Origin of the sequence: Pontibacter toksunensis (genome assembly GCF_042686245.1) — a bacterium.
Lineage (GTDB): Bacteria > Bacteroidota > Bacteroidia > Cytophagales > Hymenobacteraceae > Pontibacter > Pontibacter toksunensis.
Window position 1 is genome coordinate 35,249 of sequence record NZ_JBHUOX010000023.1, and the last position, 17,290, is coordinate 52,538.

General features: G+C 47.7%; 9 protein-coding genes. 6 read left to right on the plus strand and 3 right to left on the minus strand.

Annotation, left to right across the window (positions count from 1 at the left end):
- Positions 1-21 precede the first annotated feature (21 nt).
- Positions 22-1,497, minus strand: a complete 1,476-nt coding sequence (locus tag ACFS7Z_RS21985; RefSeq protein WP_377489617.1) for a tyrosine-type recombinase/integrase — start codon at positions 1,495-1,497, stop codon at positions 22-24.
- Between the two features lie 119 nt (positions 1,498-1,616).
- On the opposite strand from ACFS7Z_RS21985, the gene ACFS7Z_RS21990 reads away from it, so the two are divergent.
- Positions 1,617-1,994, plus strand: coding sequence for a hypothetical protein (locus tag ACFS7Z_RS21990; protein WP_377489620.1), 378 nt, complete (start codon positions 1,617-1,619; stop codon positions 1,992-1,994).
- A gap of 825 nt (positions 1,995-2,819) precedes the next feature.
- On the plus strand, positions 2,820-6,209 hold the full coding sequence (locus ACFS7Z_RS21995) for a sensor histidine kinase (protein ID WP_377489623.1): 3,390 nt from the start codon (positions 2,820-2,822) through the stop codon (positions 6,207-6,209).
- A 202-nt stretch (positions 6,210-6,411) separates the two neighbouring features.
- Here ACFS7Z_RS21995 and ACFS7Z_RS22000 read toward each other — a convergent pair whose 3' ends face one another.
- Positions 6,412-7,506, minus strand: coding sequence for a class I SAM-dependent methyltransferase (locus ACFS7Z_RS22000; protein WP_377489626.1), 1,095 nt, complete (start codon positions 7,504-7,506; stop codon positions 6,412-6,414).
- Between the two features lie 870 nt (positions 7,507-8,376).
- On the opposite strand from ACFS7Z_RS22000, the gene ACFS7Z_RS22005 reads away from it, so the two are divergent.
- On the plus strand, positions 8,377-8,760 hold the full coding sequence (locus ACFS7Z_RS22005) for a response regulator (RefSeq protein WP_377489629.1): 384 nt from the start codon (positions 8,377-8,379) through the stop codon (positions 8,758-8,760).
- A gap of 795 nt (positions 8,761-9,555) precedes the next feature.
- Here ACFS7Z_RS22005 and ACFS7Z_RS22010 read toward each other — a convergent pair.
- Positions 9,556-9,804, minus strand: coding sequence for a hypothetical protein (locus ACFS7Z_RS22010; protein WP_377489632.1), 249 nt, complete (start codon positions 9,802-9,804; stop codon positions 9,556-9,558).
- 664 nt (positions 9,805-10,468) lie between these two features.
- Here ACFS7Z_RS22010 and ACFS7Z_RS22015 point away from each other — a divergent pair.
- The 3 genes from ACFS7Z_RS22015 (at position 10,469) to ACFS7Z_RS22025 (ending at position 17,257) form a co-directional block, all read left to right on the plus strand.
- Positions 10,469-14,227 carry an SBBP repeat-containing protein gene (locus ACFS7Z_RS22015; protein WP_377489635.1) on the plus strand — a complete coding sequence of 1,253 codons (3,759 nt, stop codon included), beginning with the start codon at positions 10,469-10,471 and terminating at the stop codon, positions 14,225-14,227.
- A 274-nt stretch (positions 14,228-14,501) separates the two neighbouring features.
- Positions 14,502-16,349 (plus strand): T9SS type A sorting domain-containing protein, encoded by a 1,848-nt coding sequence (locus ACFS7Z_RS22020; protein WP_377489638.1) that lies wholly within the window; start codon positions 14,502-14,504, stop codon positions 16,347-16,349.
- 191 nt (positions 16,350-16,540) lie between these two features.
- On the plus strand, positions 16,541-17,257 hold the full coding sequence (locus ACFS7Z_RS22025; protein ID WP_377489641.1) for a pseudouridine synthase: 717 nt from the start codon (positions 16,541-16,543) through the stop codon (positions 17,255-17,257).
- Positions 17,258-17,290 lie beyond the last annotated feature (33 nt).

Consider the following 17,290-nt stretch of genomic DNA (forward strand, 5'->3'; position numbering starts at 1 on the left):
TTTAGCTAATATAACATAATTCTAAAGATTGTCCAGTGGGCTTGTGATTTTTTCCAGCGAGTGGCTCATCACGTGCGTGTAAATCTCCGTTGTCCTGCTCGATCGGTGCCCCAGCAGCACCTGGATATAGCGTAAATCCGTTCCCTGTTCCAGAAGGTGCGTGGCAAAGGAGTGTCGCAGCGTGTGCGGCGTGGCCTTTGTTTTCACACCAGCCTTCTCCAGGCTGGCCCTGAACACACTGCGGATGCTCTCCACCGTGTACTGACCGCCAGTCTGCCCCTCGAAGAGCCACACCTTCGGCCTATAGGCCCTGTAGTATGCCCTGAGGCTATGCAGCAGCTTTTGGGAGAGCAGCGTTGTCCTGTCTTTCTTTCCCTTCCCGCCGCGAATGAAGAGCAGGTTCCGCTCTGACTTTACGTCACTGATGCGCAGGTGAATGACTTCGCTGATGCGCAGCCCCCCCGCATAGAGCAGCTGCAAAAGGCAGCGGTGCTTTAGGTTCTCCGTCACCGAGAGCACACGTGTCACCTCCTGTTTGCTCAGCACGCTGGGAAGCCGGTGCGGTTTCTCTGGCCGCTCCACGTCCTCCGGCCTCACGCTGTGCCTTCCCAGCACCCGCTGAAAATAGAACTTAACGGCATTAATGCTCTGACTGATGGTAGAGTGGGAGTACTTCTGGCTTTGTATCATGCCCCGGTGGTAAAGGTTGATTTCCTCTGCCGAGAAGGCGTTTATCTTCTCAAGCCCCTGCTCCCTGTGTCCGTTCAGGAACCGCAGCAGCAGACTGTGGTAGGTGCGGATGGTACTCAGGGAGTAGTTGAGCAGAAAAAGCTTTTCCAGGTAAGCGATAGGGCAAGGGATATAGCAGGAGCCTTTGGCATAGGTCTGCTCCCAGAGCCTCTTTTGAATTGTCAGGTCCCTTACTTTCAGCGTTTGTGCCAGCCACACCTGCGCTATGCCCTCCAGTTCGTCCAGCAGCAGGTGCAGATTGCGGCTGTCAGTATCCAGGGCAAAGCACTTCAGCGCCGAAATCCAGTTGCAGCTTTTGCTGAGTCGCAGACATTCGTAGATGTCCCTGCTGTAAGCATGGGTGATTTGAATCAGGGGCTTTCCATCATGCTCCAGGGGCTGCAGGCGCACCACCGGCCGCTCCGGCACCTTCTCCATCGGTTCTGAGCAATGACCACCAGCCACCACCACGGTCCCCTCTGCAGGCCTGAGCCTTTTAGGGCGGTAAAGATATTTGGTGTTCACCTGTGCCAAACCCTGGAAATGCGCGTACGTCATCTCGATTGCCTGCGGGGTGTGGTGCATTACAAAGCATTTATAGGTCTTGCTGTACTTTATCCAAGTTGCCGCCTCCCTCAGTCGCTTGCTGATAAAAGCATTTGGCTTGTGCCAGAGGCGAATATATCTCTTCCCCTCGTGCTCCAGGGAGTTTAGAAAAACGGTGGCCTGCGCAGTGGCGGAGGCGGCTCCTACTTTGTTGTCTGTCATCACCTAAACTACGGCCTTCACAAGCCTTAGCCGTAAACTATCCGTATATGTCCGTAAGTATCCGGATATAAGCGGATATATCCGGATATTTACGGTTGTGTACAGGCAGCAAAGCAACTATGGAAGAAAACAACAAGGCATGCGGGCACTGCGGCACTGCCATCTTGGGCAGAACAGACAAGAAATTCTGCTCGGATCAATGCCGCGCCAGGGCTGGTCATAGCCGGAAGCTGTCGGACCAGGGGGAAAAGCTGATACGCAGCGTCAACGCGTCGCTGCGCCACAACCGGCAGGTGCTGCAGAAGGCAAGCCCCGTGGGTAAAACTACCTTACGCAGGCAGGTGCTCGAACTGGCGGGTTTTGACTTCCGCTACCACACCCACCTCTACCGAACCAAAGGGGGCAACACCTATCACTTCTGCTACGACTATGGCTATCTGCTGCTGGAAGGTGAGAAAGTGCTGATCGTGAACTGGCAGCAGTACATGGAGAAGTAAGCTATACCTCCCCTTTCTCTAAATAATCTCTTAAAGCAATTAGATCAGTCTGGATAAGGTTCGATTTTTTACTCCTTCGGTCTACAAAAAGGCTTTCAGTTAACGCTGGAGGTCTTTTTGCATAACCTCCGGACACTAATACAGCTAATCTGCTTAATTCCCAATCAAAACATTGGCTGCTCCCTATAGGAGGTATACAATGTAATGTACAAGTCTACTTCTGAAGGAACCTTCCTTATCTCTACTACCTTTTTTTCGCATCATTCAGGAAATAATGAAGGGCACTATATCGAAATTATTCCTTTTTATATTTTAACCATAGTAAAAAAACGTATATTAGTACTGATTTTAAGCCTGTTACAGGCTCTTCATTGAGTCGTAGGTGGGAGAGTGTTCTCCTTTATTGTTTTGCTTCCTGTTGCAACTCCTGCCCTTGCAGGACCAGCCCAAGTGTCCAATGAACCTGCTTTGCCAGTTTAACCCCGCGACCAACTTAGAAGTGGTTCGGCCCCAATAGCACTTGTACATCATTCTTAAATGAACAGAAGAATGAAGTATGTCTTATTTCCTTTACCTGTTGTATTGCCTATCGAACCACAGGGATTGCCAGAGAAGGCCTCATTTACAACTTAACCCGCTTCTGCCAAATCTGTCATTCCAGAATAGTTAAAATCTATTGTATTCGTCAAAAAGTCTGCTTTTATGAATACTTCCGTTAAAAGTAAATATAGCCTGCAAATTATACAGAAGAGGGTTTTACTAACCTTCCTTACTTTGTTGCAAGTGGCCGTTGGGTGGTGCCAGGTCCCACAGTACGACCTTTATTTGAACAATGAAATAAAGTTTGAAATGCTGGGTATGGAGCAGGGTCTGAACGGTGAGCTTTTTAACCTCATGCAGGACCGTAAAGGATACATGTGGTTTTCTTCTTTGGATGGACTTTATAGATACGATGGCTATACCTTTACCCACTTCCAGCATGATCCACGAAATAAGAATAGCCTGGCTGATAATAGCGTAAATGGTCTGTATGCAGATAACAATGGGTTAATCTGGATTGGCCTTGGGGCTGGTGGTGGAGTCAATTCACTTAACCCCCAAACCGGCCAATGGAAACTGTATAACCACACTCCTCTAAACACAAATACTATTACAAATGGCCCCATCCATACCATTCAGCAGGACCACAGCGGGAATATGTGGTTTGGCAGCTTATCAGGTGGCCTTTCCCGCTATAATTCCAGCAAGAACTTGTACACGCATTATAACCATGCGCCAGGTGACCCCGGCAGTATAAGCAGTAACCGGGTGCCCGCTTTATTTGTAGACAAAGACGGGCAGCTTTGGGTGGGCACAAGCACGGGACTAGACTTGTTCAACCCAAAAACCAATCAGTTTCAACATATCCGGGGAAACGGCTCTGATACTACCTTTCTTTACAACACAGAAGTACACCACATTTACCAGGACAATAAGGGCCTGTTATGGTTAAGCACCCTCTCAAAAGGTGTGTTTGTGCTTGATCCAATTAAAAACAGGTTTCTGGCGCACTATGAACACAACCCGAAGCAAGCCAATAGTCTGAGCGACAACTATGTTCTTTCTCTTGTGCATGATAATGAAGGCAGTTGCTGGATATCTACGGCAAGCGGTTTAAACAGACTGGACCTGGCGACGGGGCAGCTCTCGGTATATGAGCATGAGCAGTATCTTCCTGGTTCACAGGAAGCTGCCCACATGGTTCTAAAAGACCAAAGCGGGCTGGTTTGGTTAAGCACAAGCAAAGGGGCTTTGTTCTTTTCGCCTAAGCCCCGCAAGTTCCACCGTTATCTGCACGATTTGGAAAATGCACTGGGTCCGGGAGTGAATCAGATATATCATCTTTTCAAAGGCAGTGATAAGCAGGTTTATGTTGCCACTACCTGGAGCCTGCTTCGCTTCAACCCACTGGAAAAGAGTTTCTCAGTCATCTATGAAACACCAAAAGATAAAAGTTCAAACAGTCGTACATCAATATATAGTGCCTGTGAAGAAAAGCCAGGCGTTTTCTGGCTAGCCACACCCGATAGGGGAATTATTCGGCTGGATACACATACAAACCAAGAAACATGGTTCAAGCATGACCCGAACCAAACCGGTAGCCTTGCACATAATAACGTAAATGCTTTGTACAAAGACAGGAATGGGGTTATATGGGTAGGCACAGAAGGTGGTCAGTTGCAATGGTTAGATGCAGCCAACAGGAAATTTATCCTTCACCCTATCTATACAGACAAGCACCGAAAACGACTTGATGGAGAAGGTGTACGGTTCATCTACGAAGACAAGCAGGGCCACCTTTGGGTGGCCACAAAAGCAGGATTCATGGGTACTGGAGGAGGCGGTTTGTTCCAAATAAACCGAAAAGACGGAAAGACGATTCACTACCGGCTTGAGGAAAATAAGCCAAATAGTTTAAGCCATGATGCCGTTACCTGCCTGTATGAAGATACAAAAGGTGTTTTCTGGATCGGAACATCAGGTGGAGGTCTCAACAGGTTAGAGCCAAACACAGGAAAGGCTACTTTTTACACGAAAGAAGACGGGCTGCAGTCAAATAAAATTGATGGCCTGGCAGGTGATATGGAGGGCAACATTTGGATTTCGTCTAATAAAGGAATCACCTTTTTCAATCCTGTTACTTTAAAGATGGATTGGTTCGATTTAAATGATGGCCTGACAGGTTCACTGCCAGGTCTTTGGCAGGCATATCCAGAGTCGAAGATCCCAACCTTCCAGGATGAAGACGGAACGATATACCTGGGCGGCAAAAATGGGTTAACTGTGTTTCATCCGGAAGACATTTATGTCAATCAAGCCAAGCCGCCGATTGCTATCTGCCAGTTTAAAGTCTTTGATAAGACGGTTCCAGTCAGGGAAGAAGGTATCGTACTGCAACATGACCAAAACTTTTTTAGGTTTGAGTTTGCGGCACTGAGCTTCTTGTCATCAGCAAAAAATCAGTACAGGTATAAATTAGAAGGTATAGATAAAGATTGGGTATACAGCGGTACGAGAAGAATTGCCAACTACACTAACGTTCCCCCCGGCACTTATACCTTCCTGATAAAAGGGTCAAACAATGACGGAGTATGGAATGAGGAAGGCAAGTCTGTACCCATCATTATTCATCCCCCCTGGTGGCGTACGGGGTTGGCTTATATTCTTTATACCATTTTGATAATTGGCAGTATATGGGCCTTTGTCTATTACCGCTCCCGCAATCTGCTCCGGCAAAAAAGGCAACTGGAAAGCCAGGTTGCCACACGTACAGCAGAAGTTGAACATCAGAAAGAAGAACTTCAAGTTGCACTGGAAGATTTAAAAGCCACCCAGGCCCAACTCGTGCAGAAAGAAAAGATGGCCTCCCTTGGAGAGTTAACTGCCGGCATTGCCCACGAAATACAGAACCCGCTCAACTTTGTCAACAATTTCTCTGAGCTAAGCAAGGAGATGCTAACAGAACTGCAGCAAGAACTGGAAACAGGAGCTATAAAAGAGGCCAAAGCCATCTCAGTAGACATACAACAGAACCTGCACAAGATCCACCACCATGGAAGCCGTGCCGACGCCATTGTCAAGAACATGCTGCAGCACTCCCGCCCCAGCACCGGCGAAAAGCAACTGGTAAACCTCAATACCCTTACCGAGGAGTACCTACGCCTATCTTACTGTGGCATACGAGCCAAATACAAGGACTTTACCTGCACCCTCGACACTACCTATGACCAGGAACTGGAAAAGGTAAAGGTCGTGCCGCAAGAACTGGGACAGGTGCTGCTCAACCTATTCAACAACGCCTTTTATGCTGTGCAGCAGAAAAAGAAATTGGTAGATTCAGGATATGAGCCGAAGGTGGTGGTAAACACCAGAAGGCTAGGCAACAAAGTGGAGATTAGGGTATGGGATAATGGAACCGGTGTAGCTGATAATTTGAAGAGCAAGGTTTTCCAGCCTTTCTTCACCACCAAACCTACAGGGCAAGGAACGGGGCTTGGCCTCTCCCTTTCCTATGATATCATCACGAAGGGTCATGGTGGAGAAATGAGGGTAACTTCTAAGGAAGGTGAATGGTGTGATTTTACCGTTTCGCTTCCGTATGTGCCTGTAGCAGAAGAACAGTTCGCTACTTCTACTGCTCCTCTCCTACCTGCAGGTGCTTTTCCACAGCCATAAAATCTATAGGGATAAAATTCAACAGTTCTCTCTTTCGGTATAGTAAAAGCCCCTCAGCAGCAACTGAGGGGCTTTTACTATAAGAATGCACAGAAAAAATTAATTTTTATTATCAATTCAGTATCAAGGAAGAAAGGTCTCTTCTTAATCAACAGGAGGTTGTCCTGCACAACAGCAAAAAATTCCAGCACTGCTTTTTCAGCTATTTCTTACCCTGAAATACGCGGTTAAATGGTGTCTCTGTCACTCTTTTAAAGCTGGTAAAGCCTGCTTTCGTGGCTACCTCCGCTAAAGCATCATCTGACGCTACAGTTCCGAGCGCATAGGGACCGGAAGCAATAGCATTAGGTGTACAGCACAATACAGAAGCTCCTGAGTACACCCGGCCAACGGGATTAAAGTTTTCCTCCGTCTTTCTGCCCGCCATTGGCTCCACTACCATTACAACTCCATCCGGGGCCAGGGCCTGATACGCCCGCTTCAGGGCACCAACAGGATCTCCCATGTCGTGCAGGCAGTCGAAATAGGTAATGAGGTCATAGTCTTCCCCAGGAAATTCCTGTGCGCTCGCCACTTTAAACTCTACCCTGTCTCCTACTCCTTCCTGCCGGGCAATTTCATTGGCTCTTTCAACGGATGGTTTATGATTATCAAAGCCATAGAAGCGGGAACCTGGAAATCCTTGGGCCATGATAAGTGTTGAAATGCCGTGCCCTGCCCCTATGTCGGCTACCTTCGCTCCTTTTTGAAGTTTTTCAACTGCTCCTTCTACTGCCGGCAGCCAGTTTTGCAGCAGATTTCCATGATAGCTGGGCTTAAAAAAGCGCTCTGTGCCTTGAAACAGGTTGTGGTGGTGTTCTCCCCACAGCATGCCTTTGCCAGTGCGGAAGCCTTCTGCAATACGCTCAACTGCCCGTGTCAGGGCATTCATGGACTGGAAACCACCGGCAACATAATAAGGACTGTCCTCGCTGGTTAAGGCAACCGCATGTTCATCAGGCAGCACATACTTCTGTTGCGTAGCATCGTACTCCAAATATCCGCCCGCAGCCTGGTTGATAAGCCATTCCCGCACATAGCGTTCATCAGTCTTGGTCTTCTGAGCCAGTTCCTGGTATGTCATGGGGCCGGCAAATGCCATAGCTTTGTACAGGCCCAGTTGGTCGCCGAGAAGCGCCAGGGAAGTACCTAAAGTAGCACCTAGATCGTTGATAACTTTGCCCAGAAAACTCTCCAGCTTCTGGGGATTGATGGCAGGAGTAGCCACTTGGCTTGTAGTGTGTGTTTGGTCTTTCATAGCAGTAAAATTTAGAAATGGAAAATCAGGACTATACGGGCAGGGAGAAATGAATCCTGGCTCACTTAACTACCCAGCAGACAGTCATCAGAAGCTATCAGAGATTCATTTGAGTGCTAAACACTCCACTTGAGAGGGGAAGCAGACTTTTATACGATAGAAGTCACACTATCAGAAGTGGCTGAAGTAAAACCACAGTTGTGTCAGAGGACACATAGCATTTCAAACAACGCAGAACAGGCAGCTTGCTGTTTTGCAAAAGCATAACAGCCAAAAGCCAGCTGAAACATTTAATTATACTATAATTTATACGTATGATATTATTTATTTATCGAGTTTATGCAACAATGCTGCTTAATAGTTGGCAAGTTGCTATCATGAGCGGGTGAAAAGCTATACAAGGAGCCGGAGGATCAAAAGCAAAATGCAATTTCACCACTATCAGTGTTGCAACTTTTTTAAAACCGCGCTAACAGATTGTGATTACGCAGGCGGTTAGGAGCACAGAAGATGGCTGCAATGAAAGTTGCTCATGTCATCTGCTTTCCGAAAAAGTGGCTGCATTACAGGCCGGGCTTCCATACTTTTATACAAATGGCAGGACTTTAAGATAAGAATACCAGCTTAACCTATCTCTTTATAATGTATCAGCTCCACATTATGTTTGAGAATAGTAAATGGATGAACTCGCTTTACTATCTATCGCAAATTACTTAGCTATAAGTATTAACACGCAGTCAATTGAAAATAACTACTGAAAAAAACTGTAATTATTCCTGTTCCCCAAGTACCACTTAAAGTAACCCCGTATAGATAAATGGCCTATCTGCCGGAGCACCTGGCCTTTTTTCCTAATGCGGGGTTTGTAGAATGAAGCAACTAAAAAGTATATTAGTGGTGGATGATGATATTGTCGCCATTCTGACATCGCAAAGAATAATCAAAAAGTTGAAACTAGATGTTGACCTGCTGACGGCCCGCCATGGCAAAGAAGCGCTGGATATTATAAGAGAGATCTGCCAAGGGGATCAACACCTGGAACTGATTCTGCTGGACATCAATATGCCTGTGATGGATGGCTTTGAGTTGTTAGAGGAACTGAAACACTCCGATGATTTAAGCTGTGCCTTGCTTCGGGTTGTGTTGGTTAGCTCCTCCACGCATTACCTTGATATAGCTAGGGCAAAGCAGTATCCCGTCATCGATTACCTCGAAAAGCCCCTTACAGCGGAGAAGCTCTCTAAGTTCCTGTAATATTTTTTCCGCTGTTGATACCTGCCCGTCCTGATACTGGAAAATATGTAGCTAGTTGAATGCCTTTATATCCAAGTTCAGAAGGGAGTAAATCGTTTCTGTAACTCAAAACTGCGTTACCTTTCTTCCAAAACGGCGCCTGCCCATGAGCAGAAAGAAAATTGTTGAAGATGGGGCTTAGATAATTCCAACTGAAAGTGGTTGTATCATAGCTTTTTCCCGAAGCTCCTTCTATAGTATAGACTTGTTAAATGAGAATCCTTGCCTAAGCTGCCGTAGCATCAGTTTATCCAGCGGCAACAAACCTAAAGTTCCATTGTAAAAGTATGTGCTCTCCAGCTGGGGTAGGGGCCCTATTTAAGAGAGAGGCCTCATCGTGGGGTTGGGGCCCTCTTACAGGCATCGCGCTGGGATTTTTTCTGCGCCAGGGCGCTGCCGCTCCCGCGGCACCTAAAAATCTTCAAATAGAGGGCCCCTTACCCCAGGCGCTCAACCCAAAGACTGGAAACACCTTCACTTCGTGCTGGCAATTTTTTGTAGTGAAACATTGACTATGGAAGAGGCCCTTCGCCTATGAAGCAGCGGGCTTCCCTCCTTGGATTTGCCAAAACGGGAGTTTTGAGCTAACGAGCGTAGCGCCGAGGGATAGTGGGGGTTTGCCCCGGTACATCAGTGAAACAAAGGTATGATGGAATAGGCTCAGTGTAATTTGGTGTTGATTAGTTTAATAAGCATGGGTTAACTGTAACGCAACCTGTTCATGTATATTCACTGCAGCAAAGTGTTCCTAAGCACCTACTTCAGCAGCTCTTCGAGGTTTATGTCATCCAGGAAAGGGTCCAGCTGCTTTACGCTTTTGAAGCCGCGAACCATGCCCAGGCGGTCCTCACCCGGCAGGTACCATACCTCTGCGAAGAACGTGCGCATGTAATAGAGAGAAAAGATAAAGTCCTCTTTCCGGCGTGTTGCTAAAAACATACCCTGCTGAACGAGGAGCAAGGCTCTTCGCCTGGTAGTCTGGCGGTGAAAAGAATACAAATCCATCAGGTAGAAATAATTAATTAACTTATACTTCCTGCAGCTACACTTTAGCGGTGAACTCTGCCATTAGTGTCGTTGTGTTCAGACAGGTAATACGGGTAGAGCAGCCTGCTCCGAATCAATCTAGTCACCTTATCTCAAATCAGCAGATAGCATCACAGATTATACACTTGTACAATTTTACAAAATTTCACACATCAAATGTACCGTATAACTACTATTTTATCCTAAAATTAATACGTATTTTCCTAATTATTTAGTTCATATGCTGCTGTTCAGTAAGCTTATGATAAACTCGGTACAAGTAATGACAGCCATATTAAATATACCAGCAACCCAAAAGGTGAAATTAATATCACAACATACTTATAATCAGAACACTTATACAAATTAAAGTTCCAATCTGCCCTTCTCTCTATACTTCATAGCCTAAACTTGGCTACAGAATCGGTTTACTAAATATTATAAGAATGTTCCAATTAAATATTATCTTAATATAAAACCTAGTCGTAGTTAGTATGAAAGTAGTCGTAAGTATCATCAATGTCTACTAACATGACATTCTATAACACCGGGTCTACATTACCCGGAGCACGTCTTTCGCCTGCCGCTCTGGCAGGAGCCACCATATGACTTGGGATGATAAACAACTTGAAACATCTAGGTTATGAAAACAAAATTACCATTTATAATCTTTTTGCTGCTGTACCTGGTTAGTACAATGGCGATGGCCCAGCAGCCGAAACTGGAATGGGCGCAGCGCTGGAACGGCGTGGCCAACGTATATGAATCTGCGGTAGCTCTTGCCGTGGATTCAGAAGGAAACAGCTATGTGACCGGCTCTTCCAGAGCACTTACCTCCACCTCTGGAGTAACAACTATAAAATACTCTCCCACTGGTGAACAGCTTTGGGTTAGCCTGAATAAGAATTTATACAGCTTCAGCCCCGTCTCCATCGCAGTTGATAATCATGGAGGAGTTTATATCTTGAGCGCCATTCAGGACTCTACCGGACAAGATTTTGGCATTGTACGTTATGATGCTGCCACTGGAGAGCAAACCTGGTTTAGCCGCTATGGGGAACCTGGAGAATATGACTCCCCCTCTGCAATCGTTGTTGATGACAAGGGCGGAGTTTATGTAACAGGCTCTATTCAAGACTCATCTTATGCATGTGAGAACGGAACCTGCCACACCACTGATTTTGCCACTCTCCGCTATGATGCTGCTACTGGTAACGAGATTTGGGCTAGTCTTCATGATGGAGGTCAGACTGATGTGGCGAGTGACATCGCTGTAGATAATGAAGGAGGCATCTACATCATCGGAACCAGTAATGTCACCAGCACAGGTAATGGTATTTCCACCGTACGCTATGATGCTGCCACGGGAGATCGGATCTGGGCAAGTCGTTACGATGGTGGGAATGATTTAGCTGACCAAGCCGTTGCCATTGCTATTGACCATCAGGGTGGTGCCTTCGTTACCGGCTACAGTTTTAAAGAAGACTTTACTAGTGATTTTGTAACTATCCGCTACAGTGCGGCTACGGGCGAAGAGTTGTGGGCCAGCAATTATGATGGAGACCCTGGTACGGATAACAATACCACTGCCATTGCCCTGGACAACCAGGGTGGTGTTTTTGTCACAGGTACCAGCATGGAATTCACCATGGATTTTCCTACTGCCAGTTACACCACCGTCCGCTATGACGCTGCCACAGGTGTGGAGACTTGGGTAAAGCCTTACCAAGACCACAATGAAAGCTTTGATGTAGCCACTGCCATCACCGTAGACAATCAGGGGGGTGTGTTCATCACTGGCTATAGCCAAACCAGCGATTACATCAATGAAGTGTTTGATGATGATTACATTACCTTGCGCTATAATGCCACCACAGGTGAAGAAGAGTGGCTCAGCCGCTATGACAGCCCCGTGCGCACTCCCAATGAAAGTCCTGATTTGGCTTTTGACATCGCCCTTGACAACAAGGGTGGAGTGATTGTCACTGGTGAAAGTTTTGCAGACTTTGCTACTGTTCGCTATAGCGCCAGTTCAGGTGAGGAGGTCTGGGTACAGCGATATAACAGGACAGAAAACGTAAATGACTTTTCTATAGCTGTGGCTGTGGACTCTGAAGGTAACAGCTATGTAACCGGTACCAGCCACAGAAGTTCTACGAGAATAACGATAGTCAAATACTCTCCATGGGGAGAACAGCTGTGGGTAGCGCAGTTTCAATCTAATTCAAAGGTCAACGCCATCGCCGTAGATAACTCAGGCGGCGTCTATGTGACCGGTAATTATTTTAACTGGAATTCATTTTCCTATGATTACCTCACTATTCGTTACGACGCGGGCACCGGAGAACAGACTTGGTTCAGCAGCTATAATGGACCTGCTTCCTTCACGGATCTCCCTAGTGCTATTGCCGTAGATAATACCGGTGGCGTCTATGTCACGGGCTACAGCTATAACGAGGATTTCACCGTCGACTACGCCACAGTGCGGTATGAAGCCGCGACTGGTGAAGAAACCTGGGTTAGTCGCTACAGCGGACCTGAAGGTGCCAGCATGGATTCAGCCGCCGCTCTTACCGTAGATAACAAGGGCGGGGTATATGTAACAGGCGTGAGCGCTGTCGACAGCACCAATACTGCCTTCGCCACTGTCCGTTATGAAGCTGCCACGGGTGAAGAGTCTTGGGCTAGCCGCTATGGAGGAGAAGATAACAATACTGACGCTGCCACTGACATTTCCGTTGATAGTAAAGGAGGTGTCTTTGTTACCGGGTACAGCGGAAGTGCTGCCGGCGGGTATGACTACACCACCATCCGCTACGAAGCCCCAACTGGCGCTGAGAGTTGGGTTAGTGGCTACAGCAGGGGAGACAGCAGCGATGACAAAGCCCGGGCCATTGCAGTGGACACTGCAGGAGGCGTCTATGTGACCGGCACCAGTTCAGCAGATGGCACCAGTAATTACGCCACAGTGCGCTATGCTGCCGCCACCGGCGTGCAAACGTGGGCCAGCACCTACAACGGGCCCGCGCACGGGAACGACACTGCCGCTGCTATTGCAGTAGACAGCGCAGGAGGTGTTTACGTGACAGGCGTAAGCTACAACCAGGACCAGAGTGCCGACTTTGCCACCGTGCGTTATGACGCAGCAACCGGTGAAGAGGTTTGGGCAGAGCGCTACAACAGCGCAAACAGCAACGAGGATGTGGCAGTGGATATGGCATTGGGTAATGAAGGAGACCTCATCATCACCGGATACAGCTATAGCCCCGAGACCCTCTACGATTTCCTCACCGTCAAGTACAGCCAGTGCCCGGCCATAACAGAGGTAGCCGTTACCGGAAGCACGAATGTAGCCGTGGGTACCAGCAACTCTGTCTACTCCCTTCCCTCCTCCGGTGCCACCTCCTACACCTGGACTATTACCGACATTGATGGCTCGGCCTACACCGACTTCACCGGCCAGGGCACTGGCTCCATTTCCGTTGATTGGCCTGACGAACCTAATGCCTACAAGCTGAGCGTTACCTATGGCGGCAAAGAGGGCTGCCCTTCCCAAACCTCTGCTCTTTATGTTCACGTCTATGACCCTGAAGCCGGCTTCGTATCCGGAGGAGGATCTAGCGATTCCCCCACCCACGCAGATTACGAGCTCATGCAGCGGGGTGGGGAATTATACTGGGGCTTTGTGGCAAAATACAGGAAGGAGAAACAGGTTATCGGTTCGGCCCTTGTGATTCTTGAGACTGGCCCCTCCATCTTTAGAAGCACCAGCGTGGAGGATGGATCGCTGGTCATCTCCGGAAACAGCGCCTTCTTTAAAGGCAAAGGAGTGCTCCTTTATCAGCGGGGTTTGGATGTCCGCATAGACAATCGCCGGTTCGGATACCTCATCGCCGCCACCGACGGCCAGCTTGGCACCAATACAGGCCCTGACCGGCTTCGGCTCAAAATCTGGGTAATAAATGAGGATGGTACCGAAGGCAGTATAGTGTACGACAACCAGGTAAGCTGTACTTCTGCCAGTCTGGATAACAATGCACGCCCCTGTGATGCGATAGACAAGGGCAACGTTATCATACATAAGCCTGCAGGAAGAAGTCTTAGCAGTGTCTTCTCGCAAAACGCAATGGGAGAACCTGAGCTGAAAGGCCTGCAAGCTTACCCCACCGTTTTCCATGACCGCACCACGCTTTCCTTCGCTACCGACAGCGACACCAATTACGCACTGGATCTCTATGACCTGAAAGGGGCGCTGGTACAACGCATTTCTGCCGGGCTGACAGAGGCTGGAAAGCATTATGAATATGAGTTAAGCGCTGATGGCCTGTCTAAGGGTATGTACCTGGTTCGCTTGAATACCGGAGAAAAGGTGCAGACTGTGAAGCTGGTCGTGGAAAGGTAAAACATACCCACCCGGCTATTCAGGTTTTGGATAGTCGGGTAACAATTCTCCTGCTTGAGTGGCTATTGCGCATAACCTGGCTACGACCAATTTGTGATAGCCCTCCCGATGCTCTTCCAAAAGCATCATCTGATGTAACACATTAACCAACCATCTTCCTTTCTTCATTTTTATGGTATTTCACGTTATACGTTCCTGTCATTCACACTTATCCAGGAAGGGAACTTCCTTTTTAAGTAAATTACAATTAGCTACGATTTCAAAGCGGAAAGCTTTGCTGCTCTACCTCTTATTGTATATCGCCAGCAGCCTACTAATTACATCCTGGGCACAGGCTCCGGCTATTCAGTGGCAAAAGGCCCTTGGAGGCACTGCTGAGGATGTTCCACAAAGCATTTACGGAACAGCAGACGGGGGATTTATTGTTGGAGGGGCAACGGGCTCCAATGACGGAGATGTATCAGGCAACCACGGTGGAGGTGACTTGTGGATAGCCAAACTTTATAGTACAGGCGCTATACAATGGAAAAAGACACTTGGTGGTGCCGGTCAGGAAAAGGGAGCTTTGATACAGCCGACATCAGACGGGGGCTACATCGTTGGTGGCACTACAGCATCATCAAAAGGAGACGTCGTAGGATATAAAGGAGGAGGCGATATATGGGTTGTGAAACTGTCGGGTTCAGGGGCTATCCAATGGCAGAAATGCTTGGGCGGCCGGTCATCTGATGAGATTGTGGCACTGCAGGAAGTAATCATAAACAATGCTTCCCAGGGGTTCATTGTAGGGGGCAACACCTCCTCTACAAATGGGGATGTGTCCGGCCATCATGGAGGCATAGATGCCTGGGTTGTCAGGCTGTCACAAACAGGCGCCATACAATGGCAGCGTGCCCTGGGCAGCAGTGGCGAAGAAACACTCAATGAGCTAGGGCTCACACCAGATGGCGGGTTTATTGTTGGCAGCCGGACCAGTACGAATGGAGGAGATGTTTCAGGAGTGCACGGAAGTGTGGACCTATGGATTGTGAAACTGAACAATTCAGGAGGCGTAGTATGGAAGCGTACCCTGGGAGGCTCCGGGTTAGAGAACTTTGCAGCGGTGAAACCAACGAATGACGGAGGCTGCATAGTAGGAACAAATACTGATTCAAATGATGGAGATGTAAGGGATTTTTCCACTGCTTCCTGCATATGGATTGTAAAACTTACTTCAGCAGGGGCTATAAGCTGGCAAAAGAAGTACTTCGAAAATGGGAGCTCAAGTTATAAAAGTGTCAGACAATCGAGAGACGGCAGCTATATAGTGAGCGGCATGGGCCAGGACAACAGTACCATAACCTCAGGCGGTATACTCGTGTCGAAACTCAACGCTGACGGCACAGAGGCCTGGCGAAAAGAATTCGGCATCGGCAGTGAGGGAGCCTACTACAATAATGAGCCCTACACTATGCAGCAAACGGCTGATGCAGGGTATGTGCTGGCAGGAGCAAACAGCAAAAAGACATCATCCGATATTGGTCACTGGATGCTCAAGCTGGATGCTGACGGGAACAAAAAATGGGACAGAGTATACGGCGGCAGTGGCGAAGACTGGTACTGGGCTGGTTGCTGCGGAGCCACTACTTTAGGCGGATATATTTACTTCTCTTCCCTCCTGCCCTATATGAAACTGCAGTCCAGCGACGGCGGTTATTATTTTGCTGTGGCTACCAAGTCGAGAGACGGGGATGTCACCGGACTTCATTACAGTCCGAGAATGGGATTGCGTGCTGATATGTGGGTAGTGAAACTACACCCCGATGGCATGACTGCGTCCGGGTCCATGGCAGCAGTTACTGAAGAGGAAGTAACTAATATTTCTAAGGAAGTCAGTGCCTACCCTAACCCGTTCTCTGCTCAAACAACCATTCGGTTTACGGCTACAGAAAACGGCAAAGCCACTGTTGAGTTATACAATATAATCGGCGCAAAAATAGGAACGCTGTTCAACAGTGATGTTAAAGCAGGCGAGGAGTATAAGGTTCGAATAAGTGATATGAAACTGGCAAAGGGGACTTACTTATACTTTATACAAAACAACCAGAGCCGCATGAGTGGCCGGCTGATCAAAAACCAGTAAGCGACATATAACTGACAATAAAAAACTTCAGAGAAGGAAGTCCAATTGAGTTGATGAGCATTCTTTTGTAGTCATTCAAGGTCGATCCAAAACCGATTTAAGTAAGAGAGGCATTCATTAACGTTACGTATTGATTAGCTTTGGCCTACAACCAATACCAACTGATTTCTTATTCAGCCTTTCTGCTATACATGAAAGCCCTCCGTTCTTCCCTGAAGTTTTTTGTTGTTCAGAAGTTAAACTTATCAAATAAGACAGCTATCCATTATATTCTTTCGGGGAGGGTGCTGGTGAATGGAAAAAAAGGGACAATAACCCAGGTACTGCTTCCGGAAGATGAGGTTCAGGTGGATGAACTGGTTATAAATGAGCCGAAAAAAAAAGTATACCTGGCTTACCACAAACCACCCGGTATAGAATCCACGATGAATGGTGAAATAGAAAGTAACCTTCTGGAAGCGCTGAATTTCAATCAAACTGTGTTCCCTGTCGGAAGGCTGGACAAAGCCTCAGAGGGACTTATGCTGCTCACAAATGATGGCGAAACTTTGTACAAAATTCTTCACGCAGAGAGGCACCAGGAAAAGGAGTACGTGGTAACCGTGGATCACCCCCTAACACAGCAGGCAATAGACAATCTTGCAGCTGGTGTAATGATTATGGGACAAAAAACCCGTACCGCTGCCGTCAGGTGGGTGGATGACACAACCTTTAACATTATCCTGACACAGGGACTCAACCGGCAGATCAGGAGAATGTGCTACAAACTAGGCTATCAGGTAAAGAAACTCGTACGAATCCGAATTGTGAACATCGAACTCGGAAATCTTTCTCCCGGGGAATGGCGCTACCTGAGCCCGTCAGAAATCAATGACTTGATTGAAAGAGTTTCTGATTGCCCCGGCTGAATTCATACATGCCTCTTAATTGAAACCGTTACT